Here is a 16919-nt window from a genome sequence, read left to right as displayed (position 1 = left end):
CGAACAGGCCGTGCGGACCAGGCTGTCGGCGACCGACCAAGCCTGATCCGCTTCACGGCCTGCGGCCCGACTTCGGCCTTTCTCCCTGAGCGTTGATGTGTGCGGGCTCATGGTCCCCTGTGCCGGGGTTCTCATGAGCCAGTGAGGTGGCGGGCGGCGGCTCAGGCCGCCTGCCGGGTGTCTGCTTCGCTGTCCTGATCGTGGCCGCTGCATGCGCCACCGCAGCCGGAGATGGCCTGCTCGGGCAGCGCCTCCGGCTGGGCGATCTGGCCGGTGACCGGGTCATAGCCCACGCTCTTGAGGTGCAGGGCCAGGCCGGCGTCCATCGTCTGGGCGTGGTGCGGGAACCAGATCGTGAGTTCGTGTGCCATCTGGCGGATCGGTGCCAGGTTGCCCTGCGCGCCGAGCTCGGCCCCTTCCTTCAGCACCTTGAGCACGACGGCGTGCTGCGTCATGTGGCAGCTGCCCGGGGCGAAGCCGGTGGCTTCCATCCAGCGGTCTTCCTGACCGAAGTGCTCGACCGTGTGGTCGATCAGCGTCTGCCAGCGGGTCAGCACGGTGTCGTCGCCAGCGGCTTGCACGTCGGCCAGCAGGTCGACGAACTCGCGGTGGGTGTCGTCCATCACGGGCATCGACAGGGACAGGGCTTCGGACCAAACAAGGCTGGACATGGCGGGTTCCTCGGGGCGGGCACGGGCACACGAACGCCGTGCAGATCGAAATGGCGAGGTTAGCCACCGGGCGGCGGGCGGGGCTTGCGACAGCGCAAGGTTTCGCGCCGTCCGCGCGCCCCCGTGCCGCGAAGCCACACGCCGCAACGTCTTGTTTCCTTGTTGTACCCCTAGGTTTGGGGGACGCAGCTGTCTGGAATTCCCGAATGTGTCTAAGCTGCCGGGCGCGTGAAGAAGTTCACGCACCACATCACAACTAGGAGTCAACATGAGAACATGGATTCAGGGGGCTGCAGCGCTGGCGCTCGGGTCCGCCCTGTGGGCGGGCGGCCAGGCGGCGCATGCTGGTGCCGTCATCACCTACGGCAACACCTCGCTGGGCGTGAACGACGCGGGCGAGCTCAATTTCTGGGGCAACGGACCGGGCGGGTCGCTCGTGTACGGTGTCTACCGTGACGGCGTGGGCGATGCCATTTCGCCGGGCTGCCCTTGCGAAGGCTGGGGCGTGCTGGTGAACTCCGGCGGCGGCAGCTTCGCCACGTGGGCCAACCAGAGCTCCGGTTCGGGCGGCATCGGCATCGGCAACACCTTCGGAGCCACCGGCTCGACCGCCACCTCCACGGTCAACATGGCCGGCATCGGCGTGTCGGTGCGCCAGGCCTATGGTCCGTCTCTGGCCGCTGACGTGTTCCTCAACCAGGTCACGATCACCAACAACACTGGTGCGCGCCTGGACAACGTGGTTTACCGCCGCGCCATGGACTGGGACGTGCCTCCGACGCCTTTCAGCGAATACGTCACCCACGTCGGCGTGACGGCCAACCTGACCACCAATGGCGGTAACGTCCTGTACGCCAGCAACAACGGCTTCGCCACGACCGACCCACGGGTGTCTGCAGGCGTCACCGGGGGCTACGGCTCTGAGTCCGTGAACACCGACTTCACGCGCCTCGGCCCCTCCGATCACGGTTCGGCATTCGACTTCTCCTTCGGTCCGCTGGAAGCCGGCGCCAGCCGGATCTTCAACATCTACTACGGCAGCGCAGCGAACGAAGCCGAAGCGGTGTCCAAGCTGGTGTCGCTGGGCGCCAACGTGTACTCGCTGGGGCAACCCAACGTGGCCAACCCGGGTGACGCAGCCACCTTCCTGTTCGGCTTCGGCGGCGTGGGCGGTGTCGAGGTGGGCAGCACGGAAGACGTGCCTGTCCTGCCCTTCACCCCGGCACCGGGCGAGTTCGTGTTCGATGCACCGCTGCCCCGTCGCTGGTTCGATCCCCCCTTCGCCGATGGTTTCGACATCGCGCTGGAGGGTGCCACCTTCATCAGCGTGACGGCACCGTCGAAGTTCTTCAATATGGTCCTGATTGCCGAAGACGGCACCGTGCTGGACGATGACTTCGACGCTGGCGAGACCTTCTACTTCGGTGCAGGTGTGTCGGGCTTCAAGATCCGCGGTCTGTCGATCGACACGGCGACCACCGACCTGGCTTCGGCCCTGCCGCTGTTCCTGGACTTCACGCCGGGCGCCACCAAGATGACCTGGACGGTCTCGATGGCAGCCGCCGTGCCCGAGCCCAGCACCTATGCGCTGGCCCTGGTCGGCATGCTGGCGGTGGCGGTCGCCCGCCGCCGTCGCGTGCACTGAACCCGGTGCACAGGGCGCCGCAGCCACCGGGAGGTGGCGTGGCGCCCCCGACTGGGCTGTCCGTCAGCCCAGTCGGGCCCGGTGACGGGCCACCTGCGCCCGCACCTGCTCGGGTGCAGTGCCACCCAGAATGTTGCGGGCGTTCAGTGAGCCACGCAGGCTCAGCACCTCGTACACGTCCTGCTCGATGGCCGGGTTGTAGGCCTGGAGTTTGTCCAGCGGCAACTCCGACAGGTCCACCCCGGCCGCAATCGCATCCTTCACGGCGTGGGCCACCACTTCGTGGGCATCGCGGAAGGGCAGGCCCTTCTTCACCAGGTAATCGGCCAGATCGGTCGCGGTGGCGTAGCCCTTCTTGGCGGCGCGCTCCATGGCTTCCGGCTTGACGGTGATGCCCGCGGCCATCTCGGCGAAGATGCGCAGCGTGTCCTTCAGCGTGTCGACCGTGTCGAACAAGGGTTCCTTGTCTTCCTGGTTGTCCTTGTTGTAGGCCAGGGGCTGGCCCTTCATCAGGGTGATCAGGCCCATCAGGTGGCCGACCACGCGGCCGGTCTTGCCGCGCGCCAGCTCGGGCACGTCGGGGTTCTTCTTCTGCGGCATGATCGACGAGCCGGTGCAGAAGCGGTCGGCCAGGTCGATGAAGCCGAAGCTCTGGCTCATCCACAGGATCAGCTCTTCGCTCAGGCGCGAGACGTGCACCATCAGCAGCGAGGCGGCGGCGGTGAATTCGATGGCGAAGTCGCGGTCGCTGACGCCGTCCAGGCTGTTCTGGCAGACGGCTTCGAAGCCCAGCGTGCGGGCCACGCGTTCGCGGTCCAGCGGGTAGCTGGTGCCAGCCAGCGCGGCCGAGCCCAGTGGCAGGCGGTTCACGCGGCGGCGCAGGTCGGTCATGCGCTCGGCGTCACGGGCAAACATTTCCACATAGGCCAGCAGGTGGTGGCCGAAGGCCACGGGCTGGGCCACCTGCAGGTGCGTGAAGCCGGGCAGGATCACGTCGGCGTTTTGCTCGGCCACGTCCACCAGGGCCTTCTGCAGCTCGGTCAGCAGCACGCCGATCTCGTCGATCTCGCCGCGCAGCCATAGGCGCACGTCGGTGGCGACCTGGTCGTTGCGCGAGCGGCCGGTGTGCAGGCGCTTGCCGGCGTCGCCCACGAGCTGGGTCAGGCGGGCCTCGATGTTCAGGTGCACGTCTTCCAGGTCGAGCTTCCACTCGAAGGCGCCGGATTCGATCTCCTGGGTGATCTGGGCCATGCCTTGCTGGATGGCGGCCAGGTCGTCTGCAGAGATCAGGCCCTGGGCGCACAGCATGTCGGCGTGGGCCAGCGAGCCCTGGATGTCGGCCTTCCACAAGCGCTTGTCGAAGAAGACGCTGGCGGTGTAGCGCTTGACCAGCTCGCTCATGGGCTCTGAAAACAGGGCCGACCAGGCCTGGGACTTCTTGTCGAGTTGGTTGGTGCTCATGGGACGTGTTCCGGACGCGCGCTTCGCGCAAAATGTGCAAACCATGGATTCTAAGGAGCCTGCCGCCCCGGGCGCCAGCGCGGTGGGCGAGCCCCCGGCCTGGGCGGTGTCCACTCAGTTCGCGCTGACGCAGTTCGGGGCCACCGAGGCGGCAGCACGTCCGCAGCCGCCATCCCCGTTCGATGTGTGCCATGTGGGCGTGGTGCTGCGGGTGGTGCTGGGCGTGCAGGTCGTGGTGGCGCTCGGGGCGTCGTTCGGTTCGGCCAGCCTGCTGGATGCCATCGGGCGCTGGATGCAGGCCTCGGCCGTGGCCCTGCCCGGGTGCCTGGTGTGGTTGGTGCTGGCGTGCGCGAGCCGCCGCTGGCTGGCGCGCTGCAGCGAGCCGGTGCAGTGGGCCTTTGCTGCCGGCCTGGGGGCCGTGGCCGGCCTGGTCGGCATGGCGCAGGCGCTGTGGCTGGACTGGGCGCTGGGCGGCATCCGTCCTTCGATGTGGTCGGTGGTGCCCCCTATGGCCACGGGGGCGGCCCTGGCCAGCGTCGGGTTGGCCTGGTTGCGGCATCGCAGCCGCAGCGAACTGCCGGCCCACGCGGCGGCGCGGCTGGCCGAGTTGCAGGCCCGCATCCGGCCCCACTTCCTGTTCAACACCTTGAACACGGCCATTGCGCTCGTGCAGATCGACCCGCAGCGGGCCGAGTCGGTGCTGGAAGACCTGGCCGAGCTGTTCCGTCAGGCGCTGGTGTCACCGACCATGCGGGCGACGTTGCGGGACGAGGTGGACCTGGCGCAGCGTTATCTGGGGATCGAGCAACTGCGGTTCGGGGACCGGATGACGGTGCGCTGGGAGCTGGACGCGGAGGGCCAGGATGCCGAACTGCCTGCCCTGATCCTGCAGCCCCTGGTGGAGAATGCGGTGCGCCACGGCATCGAGCCGGCACCCGGGCCGGGGTGGATCGTGGTGCGCACGCGGGTGCATGCGGGGCGGGTGGAGCTGTCGGTGCGCAATTCGGTGATCGACGCGGCTGCTGCGCCGGGTGCCGCCCGCACCGGGCATGGCATGGCCTTGCGCAATGTGCGGCAGCGCCTCAAGCTCATGCACGATGTGGAGGCCGAGTTCGAAGCCGGCCAGCAGCGCAGCGAAGACGGGCGCCAGCCCGGTGTTTACGTCGTGCGCCTGAGCGTGCCTTTGCCGCGCGCCCGCGCCTGACGCCGGCGTGTGCCTTGTCCCTTGAAAGAGCGTGTGATGACGGTTGCTTTGAGGATGGTGCTGGTGGATGACGAGCCGCTGGCGCGGATGCGCATCCGGTCGCTGGTGACCCAGACCGGTCTGCCCGTCGACGTGGTGGGCGAGTTCGGAGAGCCGGTGACGGCCCAGCTGTGGCTGCAGGCGCAGCACGAATCCGGCCAGCCGGTGGATGTGGTGCTGCTGGACATCCAGATGCCCGGGTTGGACGGCATGACGCTGGCCGCCCGGCTGCGCGGTCTGCCGCGTCCGCCGGCCGTGGTGTTCGTGACGGCGCACCCGGAGCATGCCCTGCGCGCTTTCGATCTGGCCGCGGCCGACTACCTCACCAAGCCGGTGCGGCTGGATCGCCTGACGGCCTCGCTGCAGCGGGTCGGGCAGATGCGGGCTGCGCTGCGGGATGAGCGGCCGGCATCCCCGCCTGAAGACGACACGGTCTTCGTGGTTCAGGACCGGGGGCGGGTGGTGCGGGTGCCGCTGGCCGACATCCTGTATTTCAAGGCCGAGCAGAAGCTGGTGACGCTGCACACCGCGACCGACGTGCACACCCTGACCGAATCGCTGACCGAGCTGGAAGGACAAGTGGGCGACCGCTTCATCCGCGTGCACCGCAACGCCCTCGTGGCACGCCAGGCGATGCGGGCGCTGGAGCGCCGCCTGGACGACGAGGACGGGGGGGAGGGATGGGCGGTTCAGATCCGCCCGACCCTGGTGTGGCTGGCCGTGTCGCGCCGGCAGGTGAGCGCCGTGCGCGAAGCCATGGCGCAGCAGGCCTGAGCGCGCCCGGAAAGCACAAGGCCACCCGAAGGTGGCCTGGCTACGATCTCCCGCGGCGCTGGCGTCAGAAGCCGAGGCTGGCGAGCAGGTCGTCGACCTCGCTCTGGTTGGCCACCACGTCGGTGCGGCCTTCGGGGTTGATGACCGGGCCTTCGAGCTTGGGCTCGTGATGGGCCGTGAGCGCGGCCTCGACCTTGTGGGCCTGCTCGGGCGGGGCGGCCTGGACCAGCAGCTTCACGAGCTGGGTCTCGAGGTCGGACGCCAGCCGCACGACCTTGGCCACCACCTGGCCCGTGAGGTCATGGAAGTCCTGCGCCATCATGATGTCGGTCAGGTGGCCGTCGACCCGGTGGGTCACCTTCTCGACGTCCTGCACGAAGTTGAACACCGCGCCGCTGGCGACGGCCTTCACGGGATCGGCCGTGATCAGCGAGGCGAGCTTGCGGGTTTCGGTGGCGATGTGTTCCTGGTCGGCCTTGGCCGTGTCCACCAGGTTCAGCACCTTCTCGGCGGCTTCGGCCGTCTTGGTGGCGATGTAGTTCAGGCGGCTGCGCGCATCGGGCAGGTCGTCGACGTTGTGCTTCAGACCCGGCAGGACCCCCAGCATGTTCATCGTGTCGTGCAGCTGGCGCGTCAGGGTGCCCAGTTGCTGAAAGATTTCCGGCGAGGCCGCCGGCATCTGCATGTTGTCTGGCAGGTCCACTTTCATGATCGACTCCCCGATGTTCAGGCCGTGGTGGCCAGTTTTTGCATGATCTTCTGCACCTTCTCTTCGAGGGTCGCCTTGGTGAAGGGCTTGACGATGTAGCCCGCCGCGCCCGATTGCGCAGCCAGCACGATGTCTTCCTTCTTGGCTTCCGCCGTGACCATCAGCACGGGCAGGTGCTTGAGCCCGTCGTCGGCCTTGATCGCCTGAAGCAGCTCGAAGCCGTTCATGTTGGGCATGTTGATGTCGCTGACGACGAAGTCGAAACGCCCGTTCTTCAGCATGTTGAGTGCGACCACGCCGTCTTCGGCCTCTTCGGCGTTGACGTAGCCGATCTCCTTCAGCAGGCCTCGCACGATCCGTCGCATCGTGGAAAAGTCGTCCACGATCAGGAATTTCATGTCAGCAGGTTGGCTCATGGGGGTCGTCCTTGGTCAGTTGCCGGCCTGGCTGCCGGGCTCATTGCTGGTTTATCGGCCAGACAAATCGGGTCTTGAGGGGCGGATGTCGGGTGTGACGGGCTCGGTCGGCGCCGCCGGTGCTTCGTCGTCCTCGGTCGTGAGCGATTCCGCACGGGAGACGTTGAAGAAGCGGTCCTCGGCCTCGCGGTTCATCACGATGATGCTGATGCGCCGGTTCAGCGGGCTCTCGGGGTTGTCCTTCTCGTACAGCATGCTGGCGGCCAGGCCCTGCACGCGCAGAACCTTGGTGCCTTTCAGTCCGCCGGCAATCAGTTCGCGTCGAGACGCGTTGGCGCGATCGGCAGACAACTCCCAGTTGCTGTAGCCCCGTTCGCCAGCGCTGAAAGGTTTGGAATCGGTGTGACCTTCGATGGTCAGCCTGTTCGGAACTTCGTCCAGCACGCCGCCGATGGCGCGCAGGATGTCGCGCATGTAGCTGTTGACGTCGCTGGCGCCGCTCTCGAACATGGCGCGGTTCTGGTCGTCGATGATCTGGATGCGCAGACCTTCGGCGGTCATGTCGAGCTGGATCTGGGATTTGTACTTGGCCAGCCGGTCGTCGTTGGCGATCACCTCTTCGACCTTTTGTTTGAGCACGCGCAACCGGGCGGTCTCTGCCCGGGCCTGCTCCATCCGCACGGCCTTGCGTCGACGCTTTTCCTCGGCCTCGTCGGCGCTGCCTTTCTTGACCTGTCCCACCGTTTCGCTGAGGTTGGTGCCGCCGCCCTTGACGATCGAGGTTGCATCGCCCGCCCCGCTGCCCCCGAAGAACGCGATCTTCAGCGGGCTGTTGAAGTAGTCGGCGATGCCCTTCTTGTCGCCCTCGGTGGTCGAGCCCAGCAGCCACATCAGCAGGAAGAAGGCCATCATCGCGGTCACGAAGTCCGCGTAGGCAATCTTCCACGCACCACCGTGGGCGGCATGGCCACCCTTCTTGATGCGCTTGATGATGATCGGCTGGACCTTCTTGGAGTCACCGGCCATGGCGGGCTTTCACGGTATGCGAGGAGGAAGAGGGCTTGACGAGGATCACTTCTTCTTCACGTGGGTTTCGAGCTCGGCGAAGGTGGGCCGCTCGGTCGAGTACAGCACCTTGCGGCCGAATTCGATGGCCACCTGTGGGGCATAGCCCTGCATCGAGGCCAGCAGCACGGTCTTGACGACCTGGAACTCCTTGGTGCCTTCGTCGAGCTTCTGCTCCATCAGGCCGCCCAGCGGCTCCACCACGCCGTAGGCCAGCAGAATCCCCAGGAAGGTCCCCACCAGCGCCGAGCCGATCATGCCGCCCAACACCGCCGGTGGCTGGCCCACCGAACCCATGGTGTTCACCACACCCAGCACGGCGGCCACGATGCCGAAGGCGGGCAGGGCGCCGGCCAGACGGGCCACCGCCGCGCAGGCCGCGTGGCCCTCGTGGTGGTGGGTGTCGATCTCGTTGTCCATCAGGGTTTCGATCTCGTGGGCGTTCAGGTTGCCCGAGACCATCATCCGCAGGTAGTCGGTCACGAACTCGATCACGTGGTGATCGTGGCCCACGGTGGGGTACTTGCCGAACAAGGCAGAGTTGTGCGGGTCCTCGACGTCCTTTTCGATGGACATCAGGCCTTCCTTGCGGATCTTCTGAAGGACTTCATAGAGCATCGCCATGAGCTCCATGTAGCGGTCCTTGGTGTACTTCGAGCCCTTGAACAGCGGGCCGAACTGCGCCAGCACCGCCTTGACGGTCTTGGGCTGGTTGTTCACCAGGAAGGCGCCAATGGCGCCGCCACCGATGGCCATCATTTCGGTGGGCATGGCGTGAATGATCACACCCATGTTGCCCCCGTGGATGATGTAGGCGCCAAAGATGCAGCCCAGGCAGACGATGTATCCGATCGCGACGAACATGGTGGTGGGTCAGGTACTGGTCATGTCGGCATCTTCGGTCAGCGGGGTGGCGGCCGATGCCGTGAACAGCGCCGCACTCCCGCCGCTTATCCCGCTCAGGTTTCACGTGGTGACAAGCACGGGCCCGCGCACCAAGCAAAAAGGCGGGCCCGTCGAGGGGCCCGCCAAGTGCACGTCCATCCTGAGTCCGTGCCGGGAGGAGACAAGCAAGGACCGTCCTTCCAGACCGTCCATTCGGGATATCGGCCGTGCCGCGGCGGACTTGAGCGTTCCCGCCTGCGGCCCTCAATGCATCTGGATGCCGCCTGCCGCCTTGCCCTTGCCAGCGCGGGCCGGTGGGTTGCACAGGCCGCAGACAAAGTGGCGCGCGATTTCGTGGGGATGCGTCACAAAGTGGCCGCCACAGCGCGTGCAGCGGGTGAGGCTCAGCATGCCGGTGTCAATGAACTTCACCAGACGCCAGGCGCGGGTGACGGACAACATCGGCTCCAGGCCCTGCACCTCGGTCTGCTCCAGATAGAGCTGGTAGGCCTTGATGACGGCATCGATGTCGTCCATCTCGGAGGCCTTGTTGAGGTATTCGTGGATGTTCAGGAACAGGCTGGCGTGGATGTTGGGCTGCCAGGTCATGAACCAGTCGGTCGAGAAGGGAAGCTGGCCTTTCGATGGCGACTTGCCCGAGACTTCCTTGTACAGGCGCAGCAGACGCTCATACGAGAGATCGGTTTCCGATTCCAGCACCTGCAGGCGGGCACCCAGCTTGATCAGGGTGACGGCACGTTCGATCTGCTTGGCTTCGGTCAGCAGGCTCTTGTTGCGCATGACGGGTCCTCGCGGGCTGAAAACGGTCGGGATGTCAGGAAATCAGGCGGCTTCCTGGTGGCGGCCAGCCATCAGGATCGAAGCGTGCAGGCGGCTGACGGCGTCGTTGGCCTGGCCCTTGCCATGGTTGGTCAGCAGGGCCCACACCAGGTCGTCGTCCACCCGCATGCGGCAGATCAGGGTGTTGCTCGAGGCCATCTTGAGCACCTGGGCCGGCGTCAGCAGGGCCAGCAGCGAGGCCGTTTCGTCCGAGATGCCGAGGCGGAAGAGGGCCTGTTCGCGGTCTGCGCGGATGAGGCTTTGCGCCAGCATCAGGTATTGCAGGTTGGCTTCGCGGATCTCCATCAGGACTTGCTCGGTGTTCATGTCGGACTCCTAAAGGTTCTGGAAGGCGGGCTTGCTGGTCTTGTTTCGCCGATCGGTGTCGGCATGGAATGAATTCTGGTGACCCGTCCCGTTTTTCTGAATAGGAGGCCGCCTGTAAGGCGCGTCGGCTCCGACCTGCATGCCGTGTCGGAAAAAACCTGACAACGGTCGGCCCAAGGGGGGCAAAGCGGGGTGTTTGCCAGCCAGTAAAAAGCCCGGCGTGGCCGGGCTTGTTTCGCATCGTGGCGCTCGGGTGTGCGATCCGTCACGCCTTGCCGGGGGTCAGGCCCGCTCGGCGACCACGGGCTCCAGTGACAGGTGCACCGCCCGCTGCGAGCCGCCCGGCAGGCTGTAGCGGGCAATGCGGGCCAGCACGGTACCCAGCTGCCTGACAAAGCTTCCGGTGTGATACGGCACGCCATACCGGGCACAGACCTCGCGCACGCGCGGAGCCATCTCGGCATAGCGATTGGCCGGAATGTCGGGATACAGGTGATGCTCCACCTGATGCGACAGGTTGCCGCTCATCAGGTGGAGCAGCGGCCCCCCGCTGATGTTGCTCGAGCCCAGGATCTGGCGTAGGTACCACTGGCCTTTCGTTTCTCCTTCGACCGACTCGCGGGTGAAGGTGTAGATCTCGTCCGTGAAGTGCCCGCAGAAGATGATGGCCCACGCCCACAGGTTGCGGATCAGGTTGGCCACCGCGTTGCCGGCCAGGACCGCCAGGCCGAAGCCCAGGGCGTCGCCCGTCGCCACTGCCCCGATTCCCGCGCCCAGCAGGGGCCACACCACATAGTCGCGCCGGACGATGCGCCACATCTTGGCGCGCACCAGACGCCATTGCGGCTGGCACTCTGCCCATTTCTTGCGCCCGATGACCACCTTGTCGATCTGCATGTCGTGGATGGCCACGAACCACTGGAAGAAGGCGGCCAGCAGCAGCGTGAGCAGAAGCTGGAACGGGTGCAGCCAGCTCCAGCGCAGATCGCTCGACAGCCGCAGCAGCCCGTACCCGAAGTCGCGGTCCTTGCCGATCACGTTCGTCCACGTGTGGTGGGCGTAGTTGTGCGAGTGACGCCACTCCTCCTTGGGGCAGGTGTTGTCCCAGTCGAAGGTGTCGCCCTGAAAGCGCGGGTCGTTCATGAAATTGAACTGGCCGTGCATCACGTTGTGGCCCAACTCCATGTTGTCGATGATCTTGCTGATGCCCAGCAAGGCGGCGCCCAGCAGCCACGTGGGCGGAAACGGGCCGCACGCCAGCAAGGCGCGGCCGGCCAGCTCGGTGAGTCGCACCAGCCTCAGGATGTGACGGATGTAGCGTGCGTCACGCTCTCCCAGCGTGCGGCGGGTGTCTGCGCCGATGGCGTCAAGCTCGCGCTGGAACGCGTCCATCTCGGCCTGATTGCGGGGTCCGATCTGCACGGTGGAGGAGGGCATGGTGTGGCTCGGGTTCATACGGGTGGGCCGGGCTTCAGCCCAGCGATTCCAGTTCGAGGTCGGTCAGCGCGCTGGAGATGCACAGGCGGATTGGCTGTCCCTCGCCGCTGACATGGGTGCCGTGCAGCAGATCGCGCACGGTGCCTCGCTGCAGCCTGCAACTGCATTCATGGCAGAGACCCTGCCGGCAGCCGTGCTTGAGCACCAGTCCGGCCTGCTCGCCGGCTTCCAGCAGGGTGTGATGGCCGGCTGCCTCGAAGCGGGCAGCCTGGGCGGCGCGCTTCAGCACCACCGCATGCCGGGCATGCGGCGCAGCGTCCGGCCTTGCGACGGCGAAGGCTTCCAGCCGCAGCAGGCCCGGCTGGCCGGCCTGCTCCCACAGTTGCCGTGCGGCCTGCATCAGCGGGCCCGGGCCGCAGCACCAGGTGGGTGTGCGTGCCCAGTCGGGCGCCATTCGGGTCAGCAAGGCTTCGTCCAGCACGGGCGAGGAGGCGAATGACGCGCCGCCGGACGGCGGGGTGTGTGCGTGCGAGTCGACCGGCACGTAGCGGAAGGCCGGCCAGCTGCGGGCCAGCCCTTCGAGCTGTGCCGCAAAGATCCGCTCGGCGCGGCTGCGGGCAAAATAGACAAGCGTCACCCGGGTGGCGGGGGCGTGCGCCTGAAGGTGCAGCAGCATCGCCATCAGGGGCGTGATGCCGCTGCCGCCGCCGATCAGCAGAACGCGAGGCGGCGTGGTGGGCGGCAACGTGAAGGCGCCCGAAGGCGGACTCACTTCGACGTGGTGGCCCACCTGGAGCCGGTCATGCAGGTGATTGGACACCAGGCCGCCGGCCTGGCGCTGCACCGTGATGGCGAACCGGCCCGGTGCGCCCGCCACGGACCGTGGCGAGTAGGCCCGCCGATGCCGCACCCCGTTGATGTCGACGCCGACCAGCACATGGTGCCCGGGCTGCAGGCCATGGAAAGCAGGCCCGGCCTGCAGCTCGAACGTGGTGGCGCTGGCGGTCTCGGCGCGGCGGTGCACGACCCGGGCATGGAGCCGGTGCACGGTCCACAGCGGGTTGATCAGGGCCAGGCTGTCGTCGAACGCCGAGGCACTCACCCCCAGTGGGGCCAGCCAGGAAGCCAGATGGGCCGCGGCCACCGCGGGAAGAGAGGGGGAAGACAGTGCGGCCATGCAGCCAGAACTCCTGATCAGGCATCAACAACAACGGGCTCGCACGCCGGGTGTGCAATGAACCCCGTGTACCGAGGGTACGCAAGCCCCCCCGCGTGCACACGCGGGGAACTCCTCAAACAGCCGTATGAACCCCATGAATGGGGGCTGAGGTGGTGTGGTGCGACATCAGCCTGAGATGGTGAATAATGGGGACAGATCAACCCCCCCCCTTGTGCGCCTCTGGGCGCCCCTTCTTCATGGCGCGTTTGCCTCGTCTTGGCGTGGCCGGATGGCCCCATCTCGTCGTGCAGCGGGTGCACGACGGGCAGCTTCTGGCCCGTGACGATGCCGATCGCCGGGCCCTGCTGGTTGCGCTGCGCGAGGCCGCCCGCCTGCACGGGCTCGCCATCCACGCGTACGTGCTGTGTCCGGACCACCTGCACCTGCTGGCCACGCCGGCGCAGGACGACAGCCTGAGTCTGACGATGCAGGCACTCGGCCGCCGCTACGTGGCCGCCTACAACCGCCGGCATGGGCGGCAGGGTGGCCTGTGGTCCGGCCGTTTTCGGGCCACGGTGCTGGATCCGGCGCGGTTCTTGCTGCCCGCGATGCGCTTCGTGGAGCAGCATGCCGTTCGCGCTGGATTGGTGCAACGGGAGCAGGACGACGTGTGGAGCAGTGCCGCACACCACCTGGGGTTGCGCACCGACCCCCTCGTGTCCGATCACGCTTTGTTCTGGGCACTGGGCAACACTCCCTTCGAGCGGGAGGCCGCGTGGCGCGCGCAGCTGGCCGAGGGCCTGGGTGCCGACGTCCAGCATCAGTTCTCGGAAGCGATGAACAAAGGCTGGGCCCTCACGGACGACCAAGGAGCCGACACGCTGGCGCAGTTGGCGGGACGCCCCGTGCGACCGCGACCGAGAGGCCGCCCACGCAAAAAGCCTGTGGCACCTTGATTTGATATGTCCCCAATTAATTTCCGCGCCGTGTTGGTGCGTTCTTTAATTGTGATCCGACCCTAATTATTTCCGCTTGTGTGGGGACGATCCTCGGGGTATCCTCGCGTTTCCCCGTGTTTTGTCACACTCACTACTGGAGCGCCCACATGCCTCAGGCGACTTCGGGAACCTTGTTCCCCACCGACGCTGCCGTGAACCTCACGGCCACTGCCCAAGAAATCCAGGCAGCCGCTGAGCACGGCCTGTATGCCAACGCCGAGCACGACGCCTGCGGCGTCGGTTTCGTGGCGCACATCAAGGGCCAGAAGGCGCACAGCATCGTGCAGCAGGGCCTGAAGATCCTGGAAAACATCGACCACCGGGGTGCCGTGGGTGCCGATCCGCTGATGGGCGACGGCGCCGGTCTGCTGATCCAGATCCCCGACGAGTTCTACCGTGCCGAGATGGCCAAGCAGGGCGTCGAGCTGCCTCCGCCCGGCGAATACGGCGTCGGCATGATCTTCCTGCCCAAGGAAAGCGCCTCGCGCCAGGCCTGCGAACAAGAACTCGAGCGCGCCATCAAGGCCGAAGGCCAGGTGCTGCTGGGCTGGCGTGACGTGCCGGTCGATCGCGACATGCCCATGTCGCCGCTGGTGCGCGAAAAAGAGCCCGTCATCCGTCAGGTCTTCGTGGGCCGTGGTCCGGACATCCTGGTGCCCGATGCGCTCGAGCGCAAGCTGTACGTCATTCGCAAGACGGCCTCCAGCAAGATCCAGAGCCTGAACCTGACGCACAGCAGCGAGTACTACGTGCCCAGCATGTCGTGCCGCACCATCATCTACAAGGGTCTGCTGCTGGCCGACCAGGTCGGCAAGTACTACATCGACCTGCGCGACGAGCGCGTGGTGTCGGCCCTGGCCCTGGTGCACCAGCGCTTCTCGACCAACACCTTCCCCGAGTGGCCGCTGGCTCACCCGTACCGCATGGTCGCCCACAACGGTGAAATCAACACCGTCAAGGGCAACTTCAACTGGATGCGCGCCCGCGAAGGCGTGATGAAGTCGCCCGTGCTGGGCGACGACCTGAAGAAGCTGTACCCGATCAGCCTCGACGGCCAGTCCGACACCGCCACGTTCGACAACGCGCTCGAGCTGCTGGTGATGGCCGGCTACCCGCTGGCCCAGGCCGCGATGATGATGATCCCGGAAGCCTGGGAACAGCACGCGACCATGGACGAGCGCCGCCGCGCCTTCTATGAATACCACGCCGCCATGATGGAGCCGTGGGACGGCCCCGCCGCCATGGTGTTCACCGACGGCCGCCAGATCGGCGCCACGCTGGACCGCAACGGCCTGCGTCCCGCCCGTTTCCTGATCACCGACGACGACGTGATCGTGCTGGCCTCGGAATCCGGCGTGCTGCCCATTCCCGAGAACAAGATCGTCAAGAAGTGGCGTCTGCAGCCCGGCAAGATGCTGCTGATCGACTTCGAACAGGGTCGCATCATCGAGGACGAAGAGCTCAAGGCCCAGTACGCCTCGGCCAAGCCCTATCGCCAGTGGATCGAGAACGTCCGCATCAAGCTCGACACCATCGACGTCAAGGGCGCCGCGGGCGAGTTCAGCGAATCGCTGCTGGACCGCCAGCAGGCCTTCGGCTTCACGCAGGAAGACATCAAGTTCCTGATGGCCCCGATGGCCCAGAACGGCGAGGAAGCCACCGGCTCCATGGGCAACGACTCGCCCCTGGCCGTGCTGTCCGACAAGAACAAGCCGCTGTACAACTACTTCAAGCAGCTGTTCGCCCAGGTCACGAACCCCCCGATCGACCCGATCCGCGAAGCCGTGGTGATGTCGCTAGTGTCGTTCATCGGCCCGAAGCCCAACCTGCTCGACATCAACGCGGTGAACCCGCCGATGCGCCTCGAAGTGTCCCAGCCCGTGCTGGACTTCGACGACATGGCCCGCCTGCGCAACATCGAGAAGCACACCGGCGGCAAGTTCAAGCCGTACGAAGTCGACATCACCTACCCGGCCGCCTGGGGCCATGAAGGTGTCGAAGCCCGTCTGGCCTCGCTGTGCGCCGAAGCCGTGGAAGCGATCCAGAGCGGCCACAACATCCTGATCATCACCGATCGCAAGATGGACCGCGCCAACATCGCCATCCCGGCGCTGCTGGCCCTGTCGGCCATCCACCAGCACCTGGTCCGCAAGGGCCTGCGCACGTCCGCCGGTCTCGTGGTCGAAACCGGCACCGCCCGCGAAGTGCACCACTTCGCCGTGCTGGCCGGCTACGGTGCCGAAGCGGTCCACCCGTATGTGGCGATGGAAACCCTGGCCAACATGGCCAAGGACCTGCCGGGCGACCTGTCGGCCGAGAAGGCCATCTACAACTACATCAAGGCGATCGGCAAGGGTCTCTCGAAGATCATGTCGAAGATGGGCATCAGCACGTACATGTCGTACTGCGGCGCCCAGATCTTCGAAGCCATCGGCCTGAACAAGGAACTGGTCGACAAGTACTTCCGCGGCACCCCCACCCAGGTCGGCGGCATCGGCGTGTTCCAGGTGGCCGAAGAGGCCATCCGCAACCACAAGGCTGCGTTCGGTGACGACCCGGTTCTGGCCAACATGCTGGAGACCGGCGGCGAGTACGCCTGGCGCGCCCGCGGCGAAGAGCACATGTGGACGCCGGACGCCATTGCCAAGCTGCAGCACTCGACGCGCTCTGGCAAGTTCGACACCTACAAGGAATACGCCCAGATCATCAACGACCAGTCGCGTCGTCACCTGACTCTGCGCGGTCTGTTCGAGTTCAAGTTCGACCCGACCAAGGCCATCCCGGTCGAGGAAGTCGAACCCGCTTCGGAAATCGTCAAGCGCTTCGCCACCGGTGCCATGTCGCTGGGCTCGATCTCCACCGAAGCCCACTCGACCCTGGCCCTGGCGATGAACCGCATCGGCGGCAAGTCGAACACCGGTGAAGGCGGCGAAGACGAGAACCGCTATCGCAACGAGCTCAAGGGCATCAAGATCGTCAAGGGCACCAAGGTGTCCGACGTGGTCGGCGCCTCGCGCATCGAAGCCGACTACGAGATGCAGGATGGCGACAGCCTGCGCTCGAAGATCAAGCAGGTGGCCTCGGGCCGTTTCGGCGTGACCACCGAGTACCTGGTGTCGGCCGACCAGATCCAGATCAAGATGGCCCAGGGCGCCAAGCCCGGGGAAGGCGGCCAGCTGCCGGGTGGCAAGGTGTCCGACTACATCGGCAAGCTGCGTCACTCGGTGCCGGGTGTGGGCCTGATCTCGCCCCCGCCGCACCACGACATCTACTCGATCGAAGACCTGGC

Annotated in this window: 15 protein-coding genes; 5 read left to right on the top strand and 10 right to left on the bottom strand. The window is 66.3% G+C overall.

The window, feature by feature from the left end:
• Positions 1-161: 161 nt before the first annotated feature.
• Positions 162-671 carry a hemerythrin domain-containing protein gene (locus QZ709_RS14885; RefSeq protein WP_294638187.1) on the bottom strand — a complete coding sequence of 170 codons (510 nt, stop codon included), beginning with the start codon at positions 669-671 and terminating at the stop codon, positions 162-164.
• Between the two features lie 268 nt (positions 672-939).
• Here QZ709_RS14885 and QZ709_RS14880 point away from each other — a divergent pair, with 268 nt between their 5' ends.
• Positions 940-2316, top strand: a complete 1377-nt coding sequence (locus QZ709_RS14880) for a PEP-CTERM sorting domain-containing protein (RefSeq protein ID WP_294638184.1) — start codon at positions 940-942, stop codon at positions 2314-2316.
• A 63-nt stretch (positions 2317-2379) separates the two neighbouring features.
• Here QZ709_RS14880 and argH read toward each other — a convergent pair whose 3' ends face one another.
• Positions 2380-3777, bottom strand: a complete 1398-nt coding sequence (argH, locus tag QZ709_RS14875) for an argininosuccinate lyase (protein WP_294638183.1) — start codon at positions 3775-3777, stop codon at positions 2380-2382.
• A gap of 43 nt (positions 3778-3820) precedes the next feature.
• Between argH and QZ709_RS14870 the strand changes: the two genes are divergently transcribed.
• A complete protein-coding gene (locus tag QZ709_RS14870; protein ID WP_294638181.1) occupies positions 3821-4981 on the top strand; it encodes a histidine kinase in 1161 nt (386 codons plus the stop codon).
• A gap of 36 nt (positions 4982-5017) precedes the next feature.
• Positions 5018-5794, top strand: a complete 777-nt coding sequence (locus QZ709_RS14865) for a LytTR family DNA-binding domain-containing protein (protein ID WP_294638180.1) — start codon at positions 5018-5020, stop codon at positions 5792-5794.
• Between the two features lie 64 nt (positions 5795-5858).
• Here the strand turns inward: QZ709_RS14865 and QZ709_RS14860 are convergent, their stop codons facing one another.
• The 8 genes from QZ709_RS14860 to QZ709_RS14825 all read right to left on the bottom strand — a co-directional run bounded on the left by QZ709_RS14860 (position 5859) and on the right by QZ709_RS14825 (position 12650).
• Positions 5859-6503 carry a protein phosphatase CheZ gene (locus QZ709_RS14860; RefSeq protein ID WP_294638179.1) on the bottom strand — a complete coding sequence of 215 codons (645 nt, stop codon included), beginning with the start codon at positions 6501-6503 and terminating at the stop codon, positions 5859-5861.
• A gap of 17 nt (positions 6504-6520) precedes the next feature.
• On the bottom strand, positions 6521-6919 hold the full coding sequence (cheY, locus tag QZ709_RS14855; protein WP_294638177.1) for a chemotaxis response regulator CheY: 399 nt from the start codon (positions 6917-6919) through the stop codon (positions 6521-6523).
• A gap of 51 nt (positions 6920-6970) precedes the next feature.
• Positions 6971-7945 carry a flagellar motor protein MotB gene (gene motB / locus QZ709_RS14850; RefSeq protein WP_294638175.1) on the bottom strand — a complete coding sequence of 325 codons (975 nt, stop codon included), beginning with the start codon at positions 7943-7945 and terminating at the stop codon, positions 6971-6973.
• Between the two features lie 45 nt (positions 7946-7990).
• On the bottom strand, positions 7991-8848 hold the full coding sequence (gene motA / locus QZ709_RS14845) for a flagellar motor stator protein MotA (protein ID WP_294638173.1): 858 nt from the start codon (positions 8846-8848) through the stop codon (positions 7991-7993).
• 285 nt (positions 8849-9133) lie between these two features.
• Positions 9134-9670 carry a flagellar transcriptional regulator FlhC gene (gene flhC / locus QZ709_RS14840; RefSeq protein WP_294638171.1) on the bottom strand — a complete coding sequence of 179 codons (537 nt, stop codon included), beginning with the start codon at positions 9668-9670 and terminating at the stop codon, positions 9134-9136.
• 42 nt (positions 9671-9712) lie between these two features.
• The gene (gene flhD / locus QZ709_RS14835) at positions 9713-10036 is read right to left on the bottom strand and encodes a flagellar transcriptional regulator FlhD (protein ID WP_294638170.1); all 324 of its coding nucleotides are present in this window, start codon (positions 10034-10036) and stop codon (positions 9713-9715) included.
• Between the two features lie 282 nt (positions 10037-10318).
• Positions 10319-11473, bottom strand: a complete 1155-nt coding sequence (locus QZ709_RS14830; protein ID WP_294638169.1) for an acyl-CoA desaturase — start codon at positions 11471-11473, stop codon at positions 10319-10321.
• A 34-nt stretch (positions 11474-11507) separates the two neighbouring features.
• Complete coding sequence (locus tag QZ709_RS14825; RefSeq protein ID WP_294638168.1) at positions 11508-12650, bottom strand: ferredoxin reductase; 1143 nt, start codon at positions 12648-12650, stop codon at positions 11508-11510.
• A 239-nt stretch (positions 12651-12889) separates the two neighbouring features.
• On the opposite strand from QZ709_RS14825, the gene QZ709_RS14820 reads away from it, so the two are divergent.
• Complete coding sequence (locus tag QZ709_RS14820; protein ID WP_294638167.1) at positions 12890-13588, top strand: transposase; 699 nt, start codon at positions 12890-12892, stop codon at positions 13586-13588.
• Positions 13589-13737: 149 nt separating this feature from the next.
• Positions 13738-16919, top strand: a 3182-nt coding sequence (locus tag QZ709_RS14815; RefSeq protein ID WP_294638165.1) for a glutamate synthase central domain-containing protein, incomplete at its 3' end; no start/stop codon positions are given.

The organism is uncultured Aquabacterium sp. (assembly GCF_913773725.1).
Classification (GTDB): Bacteria; Pseudomonadota; Gammaproteobacteria; order Burkholderiales; family Burkholderiaceae_C; genus Aquabacterium.
This window is presented reverse-complemented; position numbering and strand designations above follow the sequence as displayed.

What these genes read in the sequence shown, in the direction of transcription:
- QZ709_RS14825 (WP_294638168.1), bottom strand. Translation starts at nt 12,650, where the DNA reads ATGGCCGCACTGTCTTCCCCCTCTCTTCCCGCGGTGGCCGCGGCCCAT.
- cheY (WP_294638177.1), bottom strand. Translation starts at nt 6,919, where the DNA reads ATGAGCCAACCTGCTGACATGAAATTCCTGATCGTGGACGACTTTTCC.
- QZ709_RS14860 (WP_294638179.1), bottom strand. Translation starts at nt 6,503, where the DNA reads ATGAAAGTGGACCTGCCAGACAACATGCAGATGCCGGCGGCCTCGCCG.
- QZ709_RS14865 (WP_294638180.1), top strand. Translation starts at nt 5,018, where the DNA reads ATGACGGTTGCTTTGAGGATGGTGCTGGTGGATGACGAGCCGCTGGCG.
- argH (WP_294638183.1), bottom strand. Translation starts at nt 3,777, where the DNA reads ATGAGCACCAACCAACTCGACAAGAAGTCCCAGGCCTGGTCGGCCCTG.
- QZ709_RS14870 (WP_294638181.1), top strand. Translation starts at nt 3,821, where the DNA reads ATGGATTCTAAGGAGCCTGCCGCCCCGGGCGCCAGCGCGGTGGGCGAG.
- flhC (WP_294638171.1), bottom strand. Translation starts at nt 9,670, where the DNA reads ATGCGCAACAAGAGCCTGCTGACCGAAGCCAAGCAGATCGAACGTGCC.
- QZ709_RS14880 (WP_294638184.1), top strand. Translation starts at nt 940, where the DNA reads ATGAGAACATGGATTCAGGGGGCTGCAGCGCTGGCGCTCGGGTCCGCC.
- flhD (WP_294638170.1), bottom strand. Translation starts at nt 10,036, where the DNA reads ATGAACACCGAGCAAGTCCTGATGGAGATCCGCGAAGCCAACCTGCAA.
- motA (WP_294638173.1), bottom strand. Translation starts at nt 8,848, where the DNA reads ATGTTCGTCGCGATCGGATACATCGTCTGCCTGGGCTGCATCTTTGGC.
- QZ709_RS14885 (WP_294638187.1), bottom strand. Translation starts at nt 671, where the DNA reads ATGTCCAGCCTTGTTTGGTCCGAAGCCCTGTCCCTGTCGATGCCCGTG.
- QZ709_RS14820 (WP_294638167.1), top strand. Translation starts at nt 12,890, where the DNA reads ATGGCGCGTTTGCCTCGTCTTGGCGTGGCCGGATGGCCCCATCTCGTC.
- QZ709_RS14830 (WP_294638169.1), bottom strand. Translation starts at nt 11,473, where the DNA reads ATGCCCTCCTCCACCGTGCAGATCGGACCCCGCAATCAGGCCGAGATG.
- motB (WP_294638175.1), bottom strand. Translation starts at nt 7,945, where the DNA reads ATGGCCGGTGACTCCAAGAAGGTCCAGCCGATCATCATCAAGCGCATC.